Here is a 20215-nt window from a genome sequence, read left to right on the forward strand (position 1 = left end):
CAGGGGGTACCCCCATCGAGGACCTTCCGGCGCCTTGCGATCGCACGCACCAGACGCCCCGGCCTGATCCGGACGGGGTTCAGACACAGGCTCTCACCGGTTCGTCAAGGAGGTGCTGCGCATGTGGAGCCTGCCGTTGCTGCTGGTACGGCGGTCCAAGTACGCCTTCGATCTCGGCAAGACCCGACTGGAGCCGGGCCAGTGGTATCTGCTGAGCCCGCACATGATCCACCGTGACGAGCGGATCTGGAAACAGCCCGACGTCTTCGACCCCGACCGCTTCCTGCCCGGCGCCCCGCACGGCCCGGCGGACCGCACCTGCTACGTCCCGTTCGGCTGGGCACCCAAGAGGTGCGTCGGCGCCGACTTCGCGACGGTTCAACTCATGGCGCTGTGCCACCTGTTGTGCACGCGCTACCGCCTGACGGTCGCCGACCCGGCTGCCGTCACGATGGCCCTCCGCTTCGCCCCGGTCCCGGAGAACTTCCATGGCCGCCTCACCCTGCGTTAGGCAGGGATTGGCAGGGACCGGATCCGTGGCGTCAGGCGCGGCCGTCGAACGTCGGGCCCAGCAGGATCTGGGCCCAGCGGGCCGGGGCCTCGCCGGAATCGTGGACGCAGAACCACAGGGTGCAGGTGCCGGACGGGTCCTGGAGCGTGGTGAGTTCGCCGGCCCGGCCGTTCCTGGGAAGCTCGGGACCGGGGTTGCGGCCGTCGATGAGGACCGCGCTGGGCGTTGTCGGGCCCGAGGGCCCCGGTGGCCTCGACTCACGTGGGACGAGACGTAGTTGGGCTCCCGCCTCGGATGTGAACAGGCCGCCGTTGGCGGCTCCCGGACCGAGGCCCCAGACGCCCGGGGAGCCCTGCCCCTGGACACCGGCGTCCTGAGCGCTCTCCCCGCGGACGCCGGAGGCCAGGGAACTCTTCCCCTCGACCCCGAAGTTGTTCTCGCTCTCTCCGCGCACGCCGCCGTCGTCGCCCTTGCCACGTACCCCGATGCCGGTGGCCCGCCCGAGCACCGCCGAGGGATCCGCGGCCTCCCAGGCGGTGTCCCGCGCCGCCCCGGACGAATAGCCGACCACCCCCGCCGCTCCGCGTCCGAAGACACCGGGCAGGGCGGCGGTGCCCGAGCCCAGGACGCCCGCCTGAACCTGCTGCTCGTGCGGTTTGTCGCGAGGCGCGGCGTGGACATAGCCGACGACGCCGTTCGCCCCGGTGGCGACCAGGCCGTTGCCGGGCGGCACGGTGCCCGGGGATCCGCCGAGCGGCAAGGCGATGGTGCCCTTCGTGTGGACGGCATCCACGCCCTCGTGCACGAACCGCAGGACCTGATCGTCCTCGATCGCCACCCGCAGTACGTAGTCCTCGCCGTAGCCGCCCTCGGCCCCGCCCTTGGCGACCAGAACCGTCCGCTCCTCGCTCTCGTTGGTCCGGCCCACGACCATGTCGTCACCGGCGTTGTCGGCTCCTGATCCCATGGGCACCTCCGGTACGTCGTCAGGCCGACCGGGGGAGTAGTCCTCAACGGCCGGCACGTTCTGGCCAGGATCCTCCAGCCGGAAGGGAAAGACATCGACCAGGCATACGCAAGGATGCCGGACCGCGTTCCTGCGGTGCCCTTGATGCACCTGTCCGGTTCCTGGAGACACGCCGTGATGGGGCGGAGTCCGGCAAACGGCGTACATCGCCCACCATCTGTGCGGCACCGCACAGTTGGGGTTCATGACCCATGACTCGGGCGTGAACGCGGGATGCGTCATGCCGGACCCGTTCCGACCGAAGAACCAGAGGCGAGCCGGCTTCGCTTCCCGGGTGGACGCGTCATCCTCGTGGCCCACTCCCAACGCACCACGACCGCCCGTTTCACGGACACCCGCCTCGCAGTGATCAACCCTTTTATGGAACCTGAACGTTGAGCCTCAAGCCCGTTGTCGGCCGCAGGCCCGGGTGGGAGACTCTCGCTGCCTGACCGGAGCATTTCGCCGGCGTCTCCAGCGGGCAACCTCAAGACTCGCGGCGCTCGGACTCTTTGCTCGGCACACGCCGGATGTCGTTCGGGCCCTTCGCGTGTCACCTGTGAGAAACCGGGAGAGGACGCATGTCCCTACGACGCAGACTGTTCACGCTCGCCACCGCGGTGTTGGCCATGTTGGCCCTCAGCCTGGCCGCTACGCCTGCGCATGCCTCAGGCTTCAGCCCGATCAACGTCTGGAACTCCAGCCACTGTCTCGACAACGCCACCGAGAACGCCTCGAAGCTCCAGATGTGGTCGTGCAGCGGTGGTTCCGAGCAGAAGTGGCTTGAAGGGTTCAACACCCAGACCGGCCTGTTCACCTTCACCAACCAGCGCACCGGATGGTGCATCACCGCGCCGGCCGCAGGGACGGGCACGGTCACCATGGCGTTCTGCAACGCTGCCAACCCCGCCCAGCAGTGGCGCGTCTACTTCGCCGACAACCCCAACGGACCGCCCTCGGGCTGGTACGACGTGTGGCAGAACGCGTCCAGCGGGTTCTGCCTGTCCACACCCAGCGTGCGCAACGGCACCCTCGTGCAGACCACGCCCTGCGATCCCTCCGACCAGTACGACAGGTGGCACCAACAGTAGGAGCCCACAAGCCAGGATGCGGAACGCGGTGCGGCTTCCGTTCCAGGCAGGTGAAGGCCGTTCCGCTCCCCGTGCTTCTGACCGGCCGTCGCCGCCTTTCCGTGCGGCTATGCAGGGCAGGTCTCGCCTTCGCCCTGCCCGTGACCGCTGTCGTCACCGGCGCCGGCGTCCGCGTACTCGGCGTCGGCATCCATGGCCTGAGGAAGATCAGGGCCGCCGGCTCCGCCCGCTGACTGCCTGCCATTGCCCGGGGCCCGTCGCCCGTGGCGGCACCTCCGTCCTTCATGGTGCCGCCAGGGCTGTCCGGGGTGTGCCGGGGGAGAGCCGGTTCGGGATGACACCCCGCGGGAGCGAAGGTCCGGGCCGGCTGGTCGGCACGGGAGAGAAGATACTCGCCCGCACTTCGTTCCTTCACTCACTGTCTCGTGGACTTGGTGGCGAGGGGAAGGGCCGACATTCCCTGCCCGATGGGGCCCAACAGCCCTATTGTGAGGGCTAGTTGGCCACCCTCTCACCTCAGGGGGAGCGGGTCGGCGAGATCGGCGGGCTGGTTGAGGCCGGACATGCGGATGGGGCGCGAGGTTGTCCGTCGGCTCGGCGTAGGGCAGGTAGCCCCTGGCGTCCGCACCGGCCGCATGCAGACGACCTGTGCCGGGAAGAGCACAGACAGCGCCGTCCGGCGCAGCCAGGATGGCTCGGGGTGCTCGGCCAGTACCGGCCGTACTGCCGCGACCGCTGAGCAGGGCCGGTCTCCCCTCGCTACGGTGGAAGGGGGGCCGCTGCCCTTCCGGCGGATGCGTGCGGAGGCGCTGATGACTGGGGACAGGGAACGGGAGCCCGGGCGGCTGCCGCGGCTGCGGCTGGACGAACTGCTCGAAGAGCTGCAGACCAGGGTCGCCGCCGTGAAGGGGACCCGGGACCGCCTGCACACCCTGCTGGAGGCGGTGCTCTCCGTCGGGCGAGAACTGGATCTGCCGCAGGTGCTGCGACGCGTCGTCGAGACGGCCGTGGTGCTGGTGGATGCCGAGTACGGGGCACTCGGGGTCATCGGACAGGGGAAGAAACTCGCCCAGTTCCTGCCGGTGGGGATCGCCGACGAGCTGCGTGCCAAGGTTGGTGAACTCCCGTCGGGACACGGCCTGTTGGGCGAGCTGATCCGGCATCCGGAAGCGCTGCGCCTGGCCGAGCTGTCGGAGCACCCGGCATCCTCCGGCTTCCCGCCCCACCACCCGCCGATGCACTCCTTCCTCGGGGTTCCCATCCGGGTGCGGGGCGAGGTCTTCGGAAACCTGTATCTGACCGAGAAGCGCGGAGGCGTCCAGTTCGACGAGGAGGACGAATCCGTCCTCACCACGCTCGCGGCCGCGGCCGGCGTAGCCATCGAGAACGCCCGGCTGTACGAGGAGACGCGGCTGCGCGAGGTGTGGCTGGAAGCGAGCGCGGAATTCACCGGCGGCCTGCTCTCCGGGATGCCGGAGGCCCGGGTCCTGGAGGCCATGGTGGAGCGGGCCCGGCAGATCACCTCGGCGGACCTCGGCGTCGTTGACCTGGTGGTGGAGGGCGCGGCAGAGCTGCGCGGCGTGCTGGCGCTGGGGGTCGGCGCCGAGGACCATCGCGGGCGCACCGTGCCTACGGAGGGCACGCTCGCGGGCACGGCGCTGCGCCGGTCCGGTCTGGTGGTGTCCTCCGACGTGGCGAACGATCCGCAGATCACCTTCGAGCCCGAGCGGTGGAAGGGGCTGGGGCCGGCGGTCGCCGTGCCGATGGGTGTGAGGGGTGTGCTGGTGCTGGCCCGGAAGGCGGGGCGGGCGCCGTTCAGCGACGCGGAGACGACACCGCTGCCCGGATTCGCCGGGCAGGCGGCGCTCGCTCTGGAGCTCGCCGACCGGCGGCGGGACGCCGAGCAGGTGAGCCTCCTGGAGGACCGCGACCGCATCGCGCGGGACCTGCACGACCTGGCCATCCAGCGGCTCTTCGCGACGGGGATGACGCTGCAGAGCGCCCAGCGTTTTGTCGAGCATCCGCAGGCTGTCGAGCGCCTGCGGAGGGCCGTGGACGATCTGGACGAGACCATCAAGATCATTCGGTCGAGCATCTTCGGACTCCGCGCCCACGAGGCGGGCGAGCCCGGTTCCGGGCTGCGGGTGCGGGCGGCACGGGCCGTGGAGGAGGCTGTGTCGGGGCTCGGGTTCACCCCGTCGCTGCGTATGGAAGGCCTGCTCGACACGGACGTACCCCGTGCCGTGGTGGACGAGGCGCTGGCCGTGCTGGTGGAGGCGCTCTCGAACGTGGCCCGCCACGCTCAGGCAACGCGCGCCGATGTCGCCCTGACCGTCCGGCGGGGCACGCTCACCGTGGCGGTGGGCGACAACGGGGTGGGTTGCGAAGGGGGCGGACGCCGCAGCGGCCTCGGCAATCTGGAGGAGCGGGCCCTGCGGCTCAAGGGAGAGCTGACCGTCGAGAAGGGCGCCGAGGGCGGCACCCTGCTGGAGTGGCGGGTTCCGCTGAGGAGCCTGTCCTGACCGTGCGGTCAGTCCCCTTCCCGCGGCTCCGGATGAACTTGGACCGCCAGCACCGCCGCCTGGATCCGGCGCTCCACGCCGAGTTTCGCGAGCAGCCGGGAGATGTGGTTCTTCACCGTCTTCTCGGAGAGGTACAGCTCCTTGCCGATCTGCCGGTTGGTCCTGCCCTCGCCGATCAGCGCGAGGATCCCGACCTCGCGCGGGGTCAGGTGGGCCAGCGCGCTCTCTTCCGGCGACATCTCCGGCGTGTCGTCGTGGCGCAGGCTGCTCATCAGCCGACCGGTCGTCGCCGGGTCGAGCATCGACTGGCCCGAGGCCACGGTCCGTACCGCCGTGAGGAGATCGGTTCCCTTGATCTGCTTGAGGACGTAACCCGCTGCCCCAGCCATGATCGCGTCGAGGAGTGCATCGTCGTCGTCGAACGAGGTCAGCATCAGGCACGCCAGGCCGGGCAGGCGCGAGCGCAGTTCACGGCACACGCTGATGCCGTCGCCGTCCGGGAGCCGGACGTCCAGGATCGCAACGTCGGGCCGCAGCGCCGGGACCCTGGCCAAGGCGTGGTCCGCAGTCGCCGCCTCGCCGATCACCACGATGTCGGGCTCGGCGTCCAGCAGGTCGTGCAGACCTCGCCGTACGACCTCGTGGTCGTCCAGCAGGAACACCTTGATCGGTGATTCCTCCGAGAAGGACGGTGTCTCGGTCATGGCTGCCTCTCCAGGCACTGCGATCGGCCCTAACGGTGGCCTCTTGTCAGTGCCGCTTCGTCTCAATCGTCCGCCCCTGGGCAGATGCCTGCCGAAGCATCGCGCGGACCGGTCAGCGTCGACTCGATCCGCACCACGCCCGGTACGGCCTGGATCAGGCGTATCGCCACCGGTACCAGCCTGGGGTCGTTCAGCGTCCCGCCAAGCGTCACGACCCCCTGGCGGACCCGGACGTGCACATCGCCGCCGGACACCGCGGCCAGCCGTTGCACCACGCCCGTGCGGATCTCGGCGGCGAGGTCCTCGTCGGTCCGCAGGAACACCTTCAGCAGATCCGAGCGGCTGACCACGCCGCACACCCGCCCCTCGGCGTCCACGACCGGCAGGCGCTTCACCTTCTCGACCGCCATGATCCGGGCCGCCTGAGGCAGCGTCGCGTCCTCGTGGACCGTGATCGCGGGGCTGGTCATGAGGTCCTCGGCGGCCGAGGCTCCAGCCTTGGCGAGCTCCACCGGACGGCGCACCCGCCCGGAACCCTTCGAGGCCAGGCCGCGGAACTCCTCCTTCAGGAGCAGATCCGCCTCGGACACGACGCCTATGACCCGGCGCTCGGAGTCGAGCACCGGCATGGCGCTGACCCGCCACCGCGCCAGCGCTTCGGCGATCTCTTTGAACGGCGCGTCGCGCACCACCGCGACCACCGGGCGGGACATCACATCACTCACGAAGTACGGCGACTCGTTCACGGCGCATCCCCTCAGGGCAGAGGCAGCGTATTGCCGCTGCCGTACGGACCGTAGAGATCGAGGAGGCGGATCCTGGCGGCGCGCAGGCGGTGTCCCACGACTTCCGCGACGCCGCGTGCGAGGGCCTGGCCCAGCACCGGGTCCTCGTCGCACAGGGCGCGTACCGCGACGGCGTCGAACTCAAGGGCGTGGACGTCGGTGGCCGCTGTGGCACCCAGCTGCCAGGTGTACGGCGGGAAGAGCCATGACCATCCGACCAGGTTGCCGGGGACGAGGGATTCGACCACGGGTGACTTGCGGCCCGGCACGTGGACGTCCAGCTCGACGCGCCCGTTCTGCACCACCCAGAACCGGTCGGCGTGGCTGCCCTCCGAGAAGATGCGGGTGCCGGCCGCGAAGGTGACTTCGCGGGAGAGGGCGAGCAGCCGTTCCCGGGCCTCGGGTGGCAAGGCGTCCAGGAGTTGTCTGGTCCCCTTCATCACTGTCTCCGTTCCCCAGGCCGCGCGTTGTCGCGGGCGGCCTCGTGGTCGCGATTTCAGCTTGCGCTCCCACCTTGTGGCATGGCAGGGCCGAGTGGCCCCGGCTGTGGGCCGAACGGCCGTCGGCAGTCCGCGTCGGCAGTGCTCAGCCGTAGGGGACGACCGCGACCGGCGCCGAAGCGTGGTGGAGGACGGCGTGGGTCACCGGGCCGATGTGCGGTCCGAGGGGCGCGCGGCGGTGCCTGCGGCCGACGACCACCAGGGACGCGTCGCGCGAGGCGTCGAGCAGGCAGGGGCCCGCCCCGCCCATCGGCGTCTGTTCGATCACCTCGACCCCCGGGAACTTCTCGCGCCAGGGACGCAGGGTGTCGCTGAGCGTGTGGCGCACCTGCCCGCCCAGTTCGGTGGCGAGAGTGGGGTCGAGTGCCCCGCCGTAGCCGTAGTAGTAGGGCGGCAGTGTCCAGGTGTGAACCACGCGCAGGGCTGCTCCGCGGCGGGCAGCGGCCTCGAAGGCGAAGTCGGTCACGGTGTCGACCGGATGTTCCAGATCCACTCCGACCACCACGTCACGGAACGGTGAGCCGGTGGAAGGGAGCCCGGCGGCGTCCGTCGGGCGGTGCTCGTCCTCGGCGCGTTCCCCGGCCCGCACCATCACCACCGGGCACTCGGTGCTCGCCACGACCGCGAGTCCCACCGAGCCGACGAGGAAGCCGGTCAGGCCGCTCAGCCCCCGCGATCCAAGGACCAGCAGGTCGGTCTCCGCGGAGGCGGCGAGCAGGGCGGGGACGGGGAGATCCGGGATCCGGTCGGTGGTGATCCGCAGCGTGGGGTGGCGGGCCGACAGGTCGGCTTCGGCCTTGCGCGGGACGGACTCCGCCCACAGGCGCTGCTCCTCGACCACGGGCTCGGGGGCGGAGACTCCCGCCATCGGCGTGTAGCTGTAGGGCGGCTGCCACACCCAGGCGTGCACGAGTCGCAGCGGCACGTCACGCAGCAGCGCTTCACGAGCTGCCCAGTCGGCGGCCGCGAGGCTCTCCGTGGAGCCGTCCAGACCAACGGTCACGGTGTGTGTCATGAGCAGGCCTCCTTCGCGGGGTGTCACTCCAGTCTCGCGCGACCAAGACCCCGGAGGCAGGGGCCGCCCGGCCACGCCCGGGGCCGTTCGGCCCTGGCCCCACACCGCCAGACCATGGCGGCAGCCGCACCCGCCTTCGCCATCGCACCCGGATGCGCGAACACGGCACATACCTTCCCGAGGGCCCGGCAGGGGTGGTGCCTCGCGCGGACCGGCACCACCCCTGTCAGACATCGGACATCAGGTGTCAGACACCGGGGCTCAGACCCAGATGCGTACGGCCTCCAGACGCCGTGACTGACCCGTGGTTCCCACATAGACCGGGTTTCCGCTGACCGAGCTCAGCCAGCCGTAGCCCTCCACATGTGCCTGGGCCCCCACGCTGCCCGTGCCGACCTGGACGCCCAGCGCCTCCATCCGCCGCGACTGGCCGGTGGTGCCCACTGTTACGACATCGCCGTCCCGGCCGCACGCCCAGCCCTGCCAGCCGATGTCGGCCAGGTGGGCGTTGGCGCAGACACCGCCGACGCCACCAGTCGAGATCGCCAGCGCCTCCATGCGGCGGCTCTGGCCGGTCGTTCCCGCCACGCTTCCGTTGCTTGAGGCGGGTGGCCACCGATGGGCCGACCGTGTCCCGGGGAGGCCCGCCCCGGGACACGGCCGGCCCGGTCAGCCGGGGGTCAGACTCGGTCGGCCGCGATCAGGACGTACTGGAACGAGCCGTCCCTGTACGAGTTGATGAACGCCTCCTCGATGCCCGTGACCAGCGACGACGTGGCCCGCAACTCCCAGTACGGCAGGGTGTCGGGGGTGAGGTCGATTACGGTCTGCGGGACGAGGCGGTTGTCGGCCATCGCGCGCAGGTACTCGCGGCGCGAGTGGATGTTGCACTCGAAGTGCGCGTTGATCTGCGAGACCCACTTCGAGGGCTGGCCGTACCGCGGGTTCCAGCAGCCGGTGATGGTCACGTAGCGACCGCCGACCTTGAGGATGCGGGAGTGTTCCGCGAAGAGGTCGTGCAGGTCGACGTACATGCTCGACTCGTTGTTCCAGGAGGCCGCGGCCTGCCCGGTCTCGAACGGTGTGGAGAGCATGTTGCAGACGCGGGCGCGGACATGGTCCTGGATGCGGAGTTCGCCCGCGCGCCGGTTGGCGAACTCGGCCTGCTTGGCCGACAGGGTGACCCCTTCGACCTTGCATCCGAAGCGCTGGTGCGCCATCACCATCGAGCCGCCCCTGCCGCAGCCGGCATCCACCAGGGTGTCCTCGCGCCCGATGTCACCGAGGTGCTCCAGGAGGAGGTCGGCCTGCGCCGACTCCAGCCGGTGGAGCTCGGTGATCAGCTTCTTCTCGCTCTCGCTGTCGTCGGCGTCACCGAGCGCGGCGTGGTCGACCTCGCCGATGCCGTAGTGGTGGTGGTAGAGGCCGTCGACATCGCCGAGCCGCAGGTTCACGGGCCTGGCCTCGCCGTCCCAGTACCGGGCGATGTCCCCCTGATAGGGCGTCGTCGGGCCGGGGATGTAGACGGAGGCTTCGGCGGCGGTGAGTTCGGTGCTGGTCACAGATGAGTCCATTCTTCCTACCAGAAGTCCGGCAGGCTGTAGCGATAGGTGTTCGTTTGGTGCCAGTGGTGATTGCCGTCGACCCATGCGGCCACGCCTCGCAGGAAGCGCTGCACACTGGGTACGGGGCAGTCGGCGGCCAGGGCCGCGGCTTCGGTCTCGAAGTCGTGCATGAGGTCGTTGTGGACCTCGACCGACTTCAGATAGGCGTCCCGGTCGGAGAGGCCCTCACGTTCGGCGATCACGACCGGCAGGTTCAAGTGCCGCCCGGGAGCGTCGAGTTCCTTGGTGTACGAGTACAGGTCGTTCACGATGGTCGTCGCGTTGCCCGCGAGCGCGATGACCTTCTGCATGGCGGGTTGCGCGTGCAGGTCCGCCGGCAGTTCGTAGCCGCCGACGGTGTCGGTGATGGTGGGGCAGGGGCGGAAGTTGTTGAACTGGCGCATCGCCAGGTACTCCCACACCTCGGGTACGTGGTCCTGCTGGGCCCAGGCGGCCTCGGCGAGGTAGCCCATGTGCAGCCGGGCCATGTCGTGCCGGAACCGGTCGGTCTGCGAGGCGGTCGCCGTCTGCGCGAAGTACTCCATGGCCGAGCGGTACGCCCGCCGGGGCGCGTCCGAGTGGAGCGACTTGGCCCATTCCGGCTGGTACTCCCGCGTCGTGTGCAGGGGATCGAGGGCGGTGTGCGCCAGCAGGAGGCGCTCACCGAGGCCGATGGGCGAGCCGCCGTGGTCCTCGCAGTAGCAGTCGTCGACCGCGTTCTCGGCGACCATCAGGCGGGTGGCGACCATCAGGTGGTCGACGGTGGGTGCGTCCGGATGGCAGCCGACCATGTAGCGGCCCACGGAGAAGCCGTCGAACTCCTCCTCCCAGTCGTCGGGGTAGAGGGAAACCTCGTCCAGCGCCCAGGACTTGATCCTGCGGCTGACCTCCTCGACCCGCACCGGGTCGGGCTCGGGCACCGGGTGGTGGTAGAGGCCCGGGATCGGGGTGCCCCGCACCGCCGCCGGCTCCGACGGCCTCGGCGGCTCTTCCGGCAGGGTCAGGCGCAGGCCCGCCGTCCCCAGGCCGGTGGGGCCGCGCAGGATCCGTTCCAGTCCGGCGCTGGGTGCCGGTACGTCGGGTGACGGGGCGGGCGCGGGAGGTGCCCCGGGTGGGCCGCCGGTGGCGGCCGTGATGTCGCGGGCGCGGGCCGCGGCGTCGGCGAGGACGTACGCCCCGAAGTTGGCGGCGGCCTCGGGCAGGCTCGACTGCGGCGGTGTCGGCTCAGGCGCGGGCATCCATGGCTCCTTGGTGGGATGGGCTGCTGTCCCAGGGTGTTCCGGGCATGCGCGACCGACCCGAAAGGGGTGGCGGCATGCCGAGCGGGAGGGTCTGTTACCTGGACCAGCGGGCGATCTGCACGTTTTCGAGGACGCCGACCGCGTCCGGCACGAGGATGGCGGCGGAGTAGTACGTGCTGACGAGGTAGGAGGTGATCGCCTTCTCGTCGAGGCCCATGAAGCGGACCGACAGACCCGGTTCGTACTCGTCCGGCAGACCCGTCTGATGCAGGCCGATGACGCCCTGGTTGTCCTCACCGGTACGCATGATGAGGATCGAGCTGGTCCCCTCCTTCGTGATGGGGATCTTGTTGCAGGGCAGGATCGGGACCCCGCGCCAGGCCTGCACCCGCTGACCGCCGAGGTCGACCTGGTCCGGACAGAGCCCGCGTGCGTTGAACTCCCGCCCGATCGCGGCGATCGCCCTCGGGTGCGCCAGGTAGAACTTGGAGCCGCGGCGGCGGCAGAGCAGCTCGTCCAAGTCGTCCGGGGTCGGCGGTCCCGAGCGCGGCTGGATGCGCTGCTTGAAATCGGCGTTGTGGAGCAGCCCGAACTCCCGGCTGTTGACCAGCTCGTGCTCCTGGCGCTCGCGCAACGCCTCGACGGTGAGCCTGAGTTGCTCCTTGGTCTGGTTCATCGGCCCGTTGAAGAGGTCGGCGACCCTGGTGTGGACCTTCAGAACGGTCTGCGCGGCCGAGAGTTCGTATTCGCGGGGCTTGAGCTCGTAGTCGGCGAACGCGCCGGGCAGGCCGTGTTCGCCGTGGTGGCCGGCGGACATCGCGATCTCCGCCTCGCCGCGATGGTTCTGCCGTTGGCGGGGCAGCGACTTGAACCGTTCGACGTGGTCCCGGAGGCTCGGCGCGCCGGACAGTACGGCCGCGAAGTCGGCGCGGGACAGCGTGAGCAGGGTGCCCGAGGTCTCGGTGGTGGCGGTGTGCTCCCACCGGGCGTCCTCGTCGAGCAGGGCGTTCTCCCCGAACCGGTCGCCGTCGCCGAGCACGTCCAGGGCGAGCTCGTCGCCGTACCCGCCGACGGAGGTCTGGCTGATGCGGCCGTGCGCGACCAGGTGCAGCCGGTCCGCGGGCGCACCGCGCTCGACCAGCGTCTCGCCGACCCCGAAGTCGCGCTGGACGCACCGGTCGGCAATGGCGGTAAGCACCTCCAGGTCGTCGAAGCCGCGCAGCAGGGCCAGTTCACCGAGCTCACGGGGAATCACCCGGACCGTGGCACCGTCCTGGACAAACTCCACGCGCCCGTCGCCGACGGTGTAGGTGAGGCGGCGGTTCACCCGGTAGACCCCGCCCTTGGTCTCCACCCAGGGGAGCATCCGCAGCAGCCAGCGATCGGAGATCTCCTGCATCTGCGGGGCGGACTTGGTCGTGGTGGCGAGGTTGCGGGCGGCCGCCGTGCCCAGGCTGGACTGCCGTGGCGGCTCCAGTTGAGTGTCGGGGCTCGAATCAACAGTCATCGGGCGAGCTCTCCTTGGTCAGGGCGGTGACGGGCGTACGGGGACGCCGCCGGGCAGGAGGAGGGAAAACGGGGTGCACGAACGGAAATCCGTCCGGAGCCAGAAGGACAGTAATGGCCGGTTCGCCCCCTGGACCAAGAGAAGCCGGGCGCATTCGCTCGAAACGATGATCGCGCCCGCGGGATGTTTGCCCGACTACCGGCGAAATCCGGACACGCTCGACGGGGCGACCCGGCGGCTCCCGTTCTGCTTCGAACGCCTGACAGGTCCCCCGGACGTCGTGTCCGGGGGACCTGTCTCATCGCCGGGGCGAGGGGCCTCGCCGGGGAGCCTTGGGGCGTCCCCTCCGAGCTGCGGGTGTCAGGCCGGGTGGGGTATGTAGGCCAGGCCGTGGGCGCCCGACTCACCCAGCGCGGCGTGGTCGAGGCGGGCCAGGGTCTTGAGCGTCTCCAGGTCGATGACCTCGACGGTGGACGAGGTGTGGCAGGCCACATAGGCGAGCCGGCCGTCGGGGGACGAGGTGATGGTCAGCGGGCAGGGCCCCACCTCGATGTCACCCAGCCGCTCGTGGGTGTCGGCCGAGAACACCGTGAGGCGGCCGGGCGCCATGCGACTGCCGCCGGACGTCGGATCGTCCTCCACGCGTACCTCGCCCACGAGCAGCCGTCCCGTCGAGGTGAGGTGCACCGGCATCGCGGTGTCCTCCAGCGGCAGGGTGTCGACGACTGATGCCGTACTGATGTCAATGACCTTGATTCCAGGGGGAGTTGTCCCTCCGGAGGCGAGCGAGCCCAGGAACGGCGCTGCGACGAAGGCTCGCGTTCCGTCGGCGGAGACGGCGAGCCCCTCGCTGCCCGGCACCTCGACCTTCGCGGTGAGTACGCCCCGTTCGAGATCGAGGACCGACACGAAAGGCGCCTCCTTGCTGGTGACGTACCCCGTCTTCCCGGCCGCGTCGATGGCGACCCAGTGCGGGCCCGGTGCGCCGGTGTCGATCCGGCCCAGGGGCCGCCGCGTCTGTGTGTCGATGACCAGGACGCCGCCGGTCCGGTCGTCGGCGCCCTCCACGGTGACATACAGACGACCGCGCGCCCCATCCAACGCGAGCCCGTGCGGGGCCTGTTCGGGCGCGATGTCGACGACCTCGACGATGCGCCGGGTGTCCGGGTCGATGACGGTGAGCTGGGTGCGCCGGCCGCTGTTCGCGCCGTAGAAGCCCGAGTCGTACGTGATCGAGCACCACAGCAGTCGCTGTGCCGGATCGAAGCACAACTCGTGGGGCTGGGCGATGGTTTCGAGCGAGCCGAGGTAGTGGTCGGAGGCGGCGTCGAAGAACGAGACCGAGGGTCCGGTCTGGCTGACCACGGCCAGCACATCGCCTTCTCGACCGGAACGGGGGGACTGTCGCATGGCTGAGCTCCTTCACGCGGTGGGTGGTTGGTCCGCCGTTCTCGCGGACACCTCCACTCTTCGCCCGACAAGGCCCGGCAACAATGCAAGAATTGCTGCCCAATCATTGACTCCAGCGCAAAAACACAGCTCAGGAGCATCTTGTGGATCTCAACCTGCTACGTGTCCTGGACGCCCTGCTCCAGGAGAACAGCGTGAGCCGCGCCGCCGAGCGCCTCGGTACGTCACCCGCGGCGGTCAGCCGCAGCCTGGCCCGGCTCCGTCGCGCGGTGGGCGACCCGCTCCTGGTCCGCGCGGGTCAAGGGATGGTGCCGACGCCCAGGGCCCTCGAACTCCGCGAGGAAGTGAGCGGGTTGCTGCGCGGCTGCGACAACGTCCTGCGGCCCGGGGCCGGTTTCGAGGCCGTGCATCTCCAGCGCACCTTCACCGTGCAGGCGACCGACCTGATCCTGGCGGGCGTCGCCGGGCCGTTGACCGACCGGGTCCGGGCGGCGGCCCCGCACGTGGACGTGGTGTTCCTGCCCGAGGCACTGGAGGGCGGGCCCGCGCTGCGGCAGGGCGCGGTGGACGTCGAACTCGGCGTCCTCGGGCAGCTGGATCCGGAAATCCGCACCCGGCACATCACCCAGAAGACGCTGGTGGGAGTCGCTCGCACCGGTCATCCCCTGTTCGGGAAGCGCATCGACGCCCGCCGGTTCGCCGCCGCCGACCACATAGGCATCTCCCGGCTCGGCAAACGCCTTGGCCCCATCGACCAGGCCCTCGCCGAACACGGGCTGCGGCGCCGCGTAGCGGTCGTCGTCCCCAGTCACACCAGCGCGATGATCCTCGCGCGGGACACCGACCTCGTCGCCCTCACCCTGGCCGACTGGCTCCCCGGCACCACCACCGCGCTCGGGCTGCGCACCTTCCCCATCCCCCTCGACGTGGCGCCCATCGACCTGGGCATCGCCTGGCACCCCCGCAACTCCGCCGACCCCGGCCACAGTTGGTTCCGCGACCACGTGGCGGCCGCAGTCCTCACCCCGCCGGGGCCGGAGGACCAGAACATGCGCGGCTGACCGTTGGAGACCGCGATGTTCGGTGCCCGCCCTGGCAGGGAACGTGCCGGCCGGGCCCGTCCGATGGTTTAAGTGCTGCGCGCGCTGCGCCTGGGGAAGGCCCCGGGTACGCGGCCGTGCACACCCCGGTACCGGCCCCGCTCGACCCCCTCGGAACGACCGCCACCCTTCACGCCGGCTGTGAAGCTCAGCGGCGTACGGCCCAAACAGCGTCGTGAAGTCATGGACATGGCGCTGATTACATCGGGAGGGCCACATAGCATACTGGTCGGGCCCCGATCGCCTACAGAACGACTCCATGGCCAAGAACAGCACCTCCTCGACCACCGTCCCCGACACCGCGTGGCTGGGGCGCGGGCGCCACCTCGGGCCCGAGCCCGAGCGGGACGTCCGACGCAACCTGATCGCCCTCAAGGCGGCCGGGGTGCTCGACGACTTCCTGGACCTCGACCCTGTCGAGGCGGCCCGCTCCACCGTCCTGCACCCGCGGGACGAGGCCGCCGACCCCGGACCCTCGGCCCGCCGTCTCTTCGAAGCCCGCTGGCGCGTGGCCGACGACGTCACGGTGCGCGCCCAGCTGACCACGTACGAACCCGAGACCCGCCGCAAGGGGGACGAGGGCGTCGGCTGGGTCATCGCCGCCGAGGCGGAACGGGCCTGGGACGTGCAATGGCCTTCGCCCGCCACCATGTTCTGGCCCGACAGCGACCAGATCGCCTGGGACCACGACACCCTGCCGAGCCTGCGCCTGCGGAGCACCAACCACCTGCCGAAGGACGACGACGAGCTGCGCCACCTGTTGCGGGACTGCACCCGGCAGAGCTGGTTCATCCACGTCGTGGTGCACGAGGCGATGACGCCGGACGCGATGGGGCAGCGGCCGATCTCGACGTTCCTGCCGCCGAGCCTGCGACACCGGGTGATCGAGCACCGGGGCACCCCCGAGCAGGCGCAGATCGCCGACTTCGCGATGAAGCGGGAGCTGAGCGTGCGGATGCCGCGCGGCGGAGCCGTCGTCCTGCCCACAGTGCCCCGGAGCCCGTGGTACGACGCGGATCGATACACCGTCCGCACCGTCTTCCTGGACGGCACGGAACCGACCGAACTCCTCGACAGGATCAGGGAGTTCGCCGCACTGCCGCAGCCCATGCCGACCGACGCGGAGCCCGCCCTCAGGCGGCTGCGCCTCGGCTGGCACCTGCTCACCCCGGACGAGGAGCTGGTGCACGCCCAGGGCATGGTCGCCAAGTACGCCGAGGCGCTCGATGTCATGACCAACTCCCGCGACCTGTACCGGGAGGCCGCCGAGACGGCGCATGCCGCGCTCGCCGAGGCGACCGGCGGCGACGGTGTACCCCGGCTGCCGGGACCGAGGCCGGTCAAGACGGACGCCTCCCCGCTCGGCGCCATCACGAAGGCGTTCGGCCGCTTCCGGGGGCCCAACAAGTAGGGCACGCCCCCTTCGCCCCCACCCACTCCGCATGTTTCCGGCCAATGACCGCACCGGACGGAACCCTTCCGGGGGATCGCCGTCGGAGAGCGCCCCCGGGGCGCCGAGCGGGCTGGGGAGGCAGGCGGTGGCGCTCTTTCGGATGCGGGGTGTTCGGGGCCCCGGGGTGGTCACCGGTTCGCCGGCGGGAAGGTGCATATGCCGGACGGGGTGCATCAACTGGCCCGTTCGGCCTGGATGTTCGCCTGCGCGAAGTGACCGCGCAGGAGCACGGTCGTGTCCCCGTGCCCGGGACGGGTTTGTTCTTTTTCCCTTTCGCCCGGCCCGAGGCGAACCTTCGGACGGACGCGCGCTCCCGATCAAGCAATCGGTTTCTTTGCCCGGTCCTTACGGAGTTCGATTCCGGCCTCGGTGGCGGAACCCTTGTGAGTCCGGCGGGCGCCTGGTTAGGCTCCCGCTCGTTTCGATTCCTGCACATATTCTTCGCAACTTGACCAACTGTGGGGTGGCTGTGCGTGAACCGGAGTCCCCGGACGCATCGGGGACATCTGCAGCGTTAGTCGGGCGCCGATGAGCCCGGGCTCCACAGCCACCGGCAAGCGGGCGGCCCGGCGCTCCCTGTCCCGTGACGTCCGGCTGTTCTGGTGCGCGAGCGCCTCCGACGCGCTCGGCACGCAGGCATCCGGGGTCGTTCTGCCGCTGCTGCTCCTCGGACTCGGCCACTCGGCGGCCGTGGTCGGACTCGTCGCGGGGGTGTCCACGGCGGCCGGCCTGCTGCTCGCTCCGCTCGCGGCGGTCCCGGCCGACCGGGGCGCACGCAAACCCGTGATGTTCTGGTCCGCGACGGTCTCGGCGCTCGCCATGGCCGGCGTGACGGTGGCCGTGGCCGCGGGCAGCCCGCCGCTCGCCCTGTTGCTCGGCGCGGTCCTGCTGGAGCGGTTCTCCACCGCCGTGTACGAGGCCGCCGCCGCGGGCACCGTGGCCATGATCGTCCCGCCTGCCGACTGCCCCCGCGTGGTGGCCGGGCTGGCGGCGGGCGACCAGGGCGCGCTGATCCTGGGACCGGCGTTGGGCGGTGCGCTCTACCAGGCCGCCCGCGCCCTGCCCTTCCTCGCGGACGCCGTGTCCTACGCCGTCGCCGCCGGATGCGTACGGGCGCTGAGTTCGGATCTGCGACCTCAGGGGCCTAGGGGTGCGGGATCCGGGGTGGATGGCGAGGCGGACCGGGACCACGGCCGCGCGGCAGCTCCGGACCCCCGGTCACACCCCGCCCGCCGCATCCGGGACGAGCTCGGCGCCGGGCTCGCTCTCGTCCGCACCTCACCCTTACTCCGGCTGGTCCTGACGTGGAGCGCCACCGTCAACGGCGTGATCGTCGCGCTCTATTACGGCGCCGTCTTCACCCTCCAGAAGGGCGGCCACGGCGGCGGGCCGATGGGGCTCGTCCTCGCGCTGTCCGGGGCCGCGGGGCTCGTCGGCTCGCTGGCCGCGCCGCGCATCGCGGGCCGGATAGGCGCCGCGCGGCTGCTTGTGACGGTGACCTGGCTGCTCGTTCCGCTCGCGGCCGCGCTCGCCACCGCCGACGGGCCCTGGATGTACGGGGCGCTGTTCGGGGTGTTCTGCCTGCTGATGCCGCTGGTCGGCGTCGTGCTCCAGTCCCGGGCCCTGCAGGAGACCCCGCCCGGGCTGCAGGCCCGTACCGCGGCGGTCCTTACGAGCGCGGTCGGCGGGTCCGCCGCGCTGGCGCCGGTCCTGGCCGGGGTGTGCGCGACCAGGGTCGGGACGGCCGCGCCCGCCGTGGTCTGCGCGGCGGTCCTCGCGGCGCTGGCATGGCGGACGACCGTCGTGCGGTCCCGGCTGGCGGCGGTGACGGCATGACCAGCCGCTACCAGGTCTACCGGGCCGCGCTGCCCGAGGTGTGTGCCGCGGAGCCCACCAGGATGGTGTTCACCGGCGACGCCAACGGCCGCTGCGAGGTGTTCACTTGGGACGCCCGCACGCGCCGGACCCGCCAGGTCACCGACCGCCCGCACGGCACGCTGCACGGCGCGATCGACCGCGACGCCAACGTGTGGTGGTTCGACGAGGACCAGCACGGCACCGGACGCTGGCGGTTCCAGCCGTTCGAGGGCGGCCCCGACCTGCCGGGCCTGACGGGTGTGCCCGAGGGCGAGCCGCGCGGTCTCGCCGTCGGCGACGAGGCGCGCGTCGCCATGGGCGTCGGGGACGGCCGGTCGACCGCCGTCCACGTCGGCCCGCGCGGAGGCGCCGCCCGCGAGGTGACACGCGTCGACGGGCACGCCACCCTGTCCGGCATCACCCCCGACGGCCGCCTCCTCGCGCTCAGCGGCGCGGCCGGCTCGGCGCGGGCCGTGACCGTCCTCGCCGACGACGGCACCACACGCGCGGTACTGGCCGGGGACGGGAACGGGGCCGGACCCGGCGGCCGACTCTGGTCACTGGGCTTCGCCCCAGCCGCCGGACGTGCCGAGTTGCTCCTCGTCCAAGAGGTCAACGACCAGTATCTGCTGGCCAGTTGGAGCCCCGGGACAGGACTCGCCATCCACTCCTGGTGCGCCTTCGACAGCGAGATCACCGCCCGCTGGCACCCCGACGGCCGTTCTCTCCTGGTCCGCCAGGACCGGCACGGCCGCAGCACCCTGCACCGCGTAGGCCTGACGGAGCGCACCGTCGAACCCGTACCCACACCGCGCGGGACCCTGCTCGATGCCGCGCCCCGTACCGGATCCGATGTGCACTACCTCTGGACGGACACGGCGACACCGCCCCGCATGGCCTCCACCGCGGGCACCCCGCTGCCTCCCACGCACGGCATCCCCGGCCAAGTGCCCGGCGAACACCGGGAGTTGTGGACGGCGGGACCGGACGGACCGGTGCACTCGCTGCTCAGCCTGCCTGAAGGACGTAAGGGCGCGGTACCCGCGGTGTTCCTGGTGCACGGCGGGCCCGGCGACCACGACCGGGACGCCTACGACGGGGTGGTGCACTCGCTGGTCGCCTCCGGCTTCGCCGTCGTACGCGTCAACTACCGGGGCTCCACCGGGTACGGGCCGCGCTGGCGGCGCTCGTTCGGCCAGGGCGTCGGGCTCACTCAGGTCGAGGATCTGGTCGCGGTCCGCGCCGACCTCGTCGCACGCGGTGTCCTGCGCGCCGACGCGGTCGGACTCTGGGGCACCTCGTGGGGCGGCTACCTGGTGCTGCTCGCCCTCGGCGTGCACCCCGGGTTGTGGCAGGCGGGCGTCGCCGTCAAGCCCGTCGCGGACTGCGCGGCCGCCTACCGCACCACCACCGAGGCCCTGCGCGCCCTGGACGAGCGGCTGTTCGGCGGCACACCCGACGAGGTGCCCGAACGGTACGAGCGGAGCTCACCCCTCCACTACGCGGACGCCGTCCAGGCACCCCTCCTCGTCGCCGCCGCGACCCGGGACGCCAAGTGCCCGCCCGGCCAGGTGCGCGACTACCTCGCCGCCCTCCGACTCGCGGGCGTACGCCACGAGTCGATGTGGCTCGACACGGGCCACGACGGCTACGAGGCAGACGACCACGTCGCCGTCCTGCGCCGGGCCGTGGTCTTCCTCGACCGCGAACTGCGCGGACGGCCCCGCACCACCCCCAAGACGCCCCGCTCCGACCGGAGCGGGGATTCCGGACGGGCGCGCTCTACGGCGCCCGCCGGAACAGGCACAGGCACCACCCACACAGAGAGGAGTTCCGGCCATGCAGAAGGACATCATCCACAATGACCCGCTCGCGGGTGACGAGGAGAACCGCAAGCCGAGCGTCGGCG

The 20215-nt window shown here is 71.2% G+C and carries 17 protein-coding genes and 1 pseudogene; 7 read left to right on the top strand and 11 right to left on the bottom strand.

Translation table 11 applies throughout. The features are described 5' to 3' along the window. Positions 1-112: 112 nt before the first annotated feature. The gene (locus ACWC2B_RS19980; protein ID WP_450718303.1) at positions 113-511 is read left to right on the top strand and encodes a cytochrome P450; all 399 of its coding nucleotides are present in this window, start codon (positions 113-115) and stop codon (positions 509-511) included. 31 nt (positions 512-542) lie between these two features. Here the strand turns inward: ACWC2B_RS19980 and ACWC2B_RS19985 are convergent, their stop codons facing one another. Continuing rightward, the gene (locus tag ACWC2B_RS19985) at positions 543-1478 is read right to left on the bottom strand and encodes a hypothetical protein (protein WP_450718305.1); all 936 of its coding nucleotides are present in this window, start codon (positions 1476-1478) and stop codon (positions 543-545) included. A gap of 620 nt (positions 1479-2098) precedes the next feature. On the opposite strand from ACWC2B_RS19985, the gene ACWC2B_RS19990 reads away from it, so the two are divergent. Continuing rightward, positions 2099-2608, top strand: coding sequence for an RICIN domain-containing protein (locus tag ACWC2B_RS19990; protein ID WP_450718307.1), 510 nt, complete (start codon positions 2099-2101; stop codon positions 2606-2608). 812 nt (positions 2609-3420) lie between these two features. Next, positions 3421-5130: a GAF domain-containing protein gene (locus tag ACWC2B_RS19995; protein ID WP_450718309.1), complete on the top strand. Its 1710-nt coding sequence runs from the start codon at positions 3421-3423 to the stop codon at positions 5128-5130. 8 nt (positions 5131-5138) lie between these two features. On the opposite strand, the gene ACWC2B_RS20000 is transcribed toward ACWC2B_RS19995, so the two are convergent. From ACWC2B_RS20000 to ACWC2B_RS20045, 10 genes and pseudogenes are all read right to left on the bottom strand, one after another. Beyond that, a complete protein-coding gene (locus ACWC2B_RS20000; protein ID WP_450718311.1) occupies positions 5139-5834 on the bottom strand; it encodes a response regulator in 696 nt (231 codons plus the stop codon). Between the two features lie 62 nt (positions 5835-5896). Further along, complete coding sequence (locus tag ACWC2B_RS20005) at positions 5897-6580, bottom strand: CBS domain-containing protein (RefSeq protein WP_450718313.1); 684 nt, start codon at positions 6578-6580, stop codon at positions 5897-5899. A gap of 11 nt (positions 6581-6591) precedes the next feature. Then, positions 6592-7059 carry a cyclic nucleotide-binding domain-containing protein gene (locus ACWC2B_RS20010; protein ID WP_450718315.1) on the bottom strand — a complete coding sequence of 156 codons (468 nt, stop codon included), beginning with the start codon at positions 7057-7059 and terminating at the stop codon, positions 6592-6594. Between the two features lie 145 nt (positions 7060-7204). Continuing rightward, positions 7205-8134 carry a universal stress protein gene (locus ACWC2B_RS20015; RefSeq protein WP_450718317.1) on the bottom strand — a complete coding sequence of 310 codons (930 nt, stop codon included), beginning with the start codon at positions 8132-8134 and terminating at the stop codon, positions 7205-7207. Between the two features lie 261 nt (positions 8135-8395). Next, the gene (locus ACWC2B_RS20020; protein ID WP_450718615.1) at positions 8396-8692 is read right to left on the bottom strand and encodes a hypothetical protein; all 297 of its coding nucleotides are present in this window, start codon (positions 8690-8692) and stop codon (positions 8396-8398) included. After that, positions 8684-8740: pseudogene (locus ACWC2B_RS20025) on the bottom strand (hypothetical protein); the annotation flags it as partial. The gene ACWC2B_RS20020 and the pseudogene ACWC2B_RS20025, both read right to left, overlap by 9 nt. Positions 8741-8814: 74 nt before the next feature. After that, positions 8815-9696 (bottom strand): geranyl diphosphate 2-C-methyltransferase, encoded by an 882-nt coding sequence (locus tag ACWC2B_RS20030; protein WP_450718617.1) that lies wholly within the window; start codon positions 9694-9696, stop codon positions 8815-8817. Positions 9697-9713: 17 nt separating this feature from the next. Beyond that, positions 9714-10976: a family 2 encapsulin nanocompartment cargo protein terpene cyclase gene (locus ACWC2B_RS20035; protein WP_450718319.1), complete on the bottom strand. Its 1263-nt coding sequence runs from the start codon at positions 10974-10976 to the stop codon at positions 9714-9716. A 97-nt stretch (positions 10977-11073) separates the two neighbouring features. Further along, positions 11074-12486 carry a family 2B encapsulin nanocompartment shell protein gene (locus ACWC2B_RS20040; RefSeq protein WP_450718321.1) on the bottom strand — a complete coding sequence of 471 codons (1413 nt, stop codon included), beginning with the start codon at positions 12484-12486 and terminating at the stop codon, positions 11074-11076. A 360-nt stretch (positions 12487-12846) separates the two neighbouring features. After that, positions 12847-13896 (bottom strand): YncE family protein, encoded by a 1050-nt coding sequence (locus ACWC2B_RS20045; RefSeq protein WP_450718323.1) that lies wholly within the window; start codon positions 13894-13896, stop codon positions 12847-12849. Positions 13897-14039: 143 nt separating this feature from the next. Between ACWC2B_RS20045 and ACWC2B_RS20050 the strand changes: the two genes are divergently transcribed. The 4 genes from ACWC2B_RS20050 to ACWC2B_RS20065 all read left to right on the top strand — a co-directional run bounded on the left by ACWC2B_RS20050 (position 14040) and on the right by ACWC2B_RS20065 (position 20171). Then, the gene (locus tag ACWC2B_RS20050) at positions 14040-14957 is read left to right on the top strand and encodes a LysR family transcriptional regulator (RefSeq protein WP_450718325.1); all 918 of its coding nucleotides are present in this window, start codon (positions 14040-14042) and stop codon (positions 14955-14957) included. A gap of 298 nt (positions 14958-15255) precedes the next feature. Continuing rightward, a complete protein-coding gene (locus ACWC2B_RS20055; RefSeq protein WP_450718327.1) occupies positions 15256-16407 on the top strand; it encodes a hypothetical protein in 1152 nt (383 codons plus the stop codon). 570 nt (positions 16408-16977) lie between these two features. Beyond that, positions 16978-18285: an MFS transporter gene (locus ACWC2B_RS20060; protein ID WP_450718329.1), complete on the top strand. Its 1308-nt coding sequence runs from the start codon at positions 16978-16980 to the stop codon at positions 18283-18285. Continuing rightward, the gene (locus ACWC2B_RS20065; protein ID WP_450718331.1) at positions 18282-20171 is read left to right on the top strand and encodes an alpha/beta fold hydrolase; all 1890 of its coding nucleotides are present in this window, start codon (positions 18282-18284) and stop codon (positions 20169-20171) included. Before ACWC2B_RS20060 ends, ACWC2B_RS20065 begins: the two co-directional genes overlap by 4 nt. Positions 20172-20215 lie beyond the last annotated feature (44 nt).

It is taken from the genome of Streptomyces sp. NPDC001415, from assembly GCF_053597395.1.

Coding starts and splice junctions, on each gene's coding strand:
- ACWC2B_RS19985 (WP_450718305.1), bottom strand. CDS start 1,478: ATGGGATCAGGAGCCGACAACGCCGGTGACGACATGGTCGTGGGCCGG.
- ACWC2B_RS19990 (WP_450718307.1), top strand. CDS start 2,099: ATGTCCCTACGACGCAGACTGTTCACGCTCGCCACCGCGGTGTTGGCC.
- ACWC2B_RS19995 (WP_450718309.1), top strand. CDS start 3,421: ATGACTGGGGACAGGGAACGGGAGCCCGGGCGGCTGCCGCGGCTGCGG.
- ACWC2B_RS20000 (WP_450718311.1), bottom strand. CDS start 5,834: ATGACCGAGACACCGTCCTTCTCGGAGGAATCACCGATCAAGGTGTTC.
- ACWC2B_RS20010 (WP_450718315.1), bottom strand. CDS start 7,059: ATGAAGGGGACCAGACAACTCCTGGACGCCTTGCCACCCGAGGCCCGG.
- ACWC2B_RS20015 (WP_450718317.1), bottom strand. CDS start 8,134: ATGACACACACCGTGACCGTTGGTCTGGACGGCTCCACGGAGAGCCTC.
- ACWC2B_RS20020 (WP_450718615.1), bottom strand. CDS start 8,692: ATGGAGGCGCTGGCGATCTCGACTGGTGGCGTCGGCGGTGTCTGCGCC.
- ACWC2B_RS20035 (WP_450718319.1), bottom strand. CDS start 10,976: ATGCCCGCGCCTGAGCCGACACCGCCGCAGTCGAGCCTGCCCGAGGCC.
- ACWC2B_RS20040 (WP_450718321.1), bottom strand. CDS start 12,486: ATGACTGTTGATTCGAGCCCCGACACTCAACTGGAGCCGCCACGGCAG.
- ACWC2B_RS20045 (WP_450718323.1), bottom strand. CDS start 13,896: ATGCGACAGTCCCCCCGTTCCGGTCGAGAAGGCGATGTGCTGGCCGTG.
- ACWC2B_RS20055 (WP_450718327.1), top strand. CDS start 15,256: ATGGCCAAGAACAGCACCTCCTCGACCACCGTCCCCGACACCGCGTGG.
- ACWC2B_RS20060 (WP_450718329.1), top strand. CDS start 16,978: ATGAGCCCGGGCTCCACAGCCACCGGCAAGCGGGCGGCCCGGCGCTCC.
- ACWC2B_RS20065 (WP_450718331.1), top strand. CDS start 18,282: ATGACCAGCCGCTACCAGGTCTACCGGGCCGCGCTGCCCGAGGTGTGT.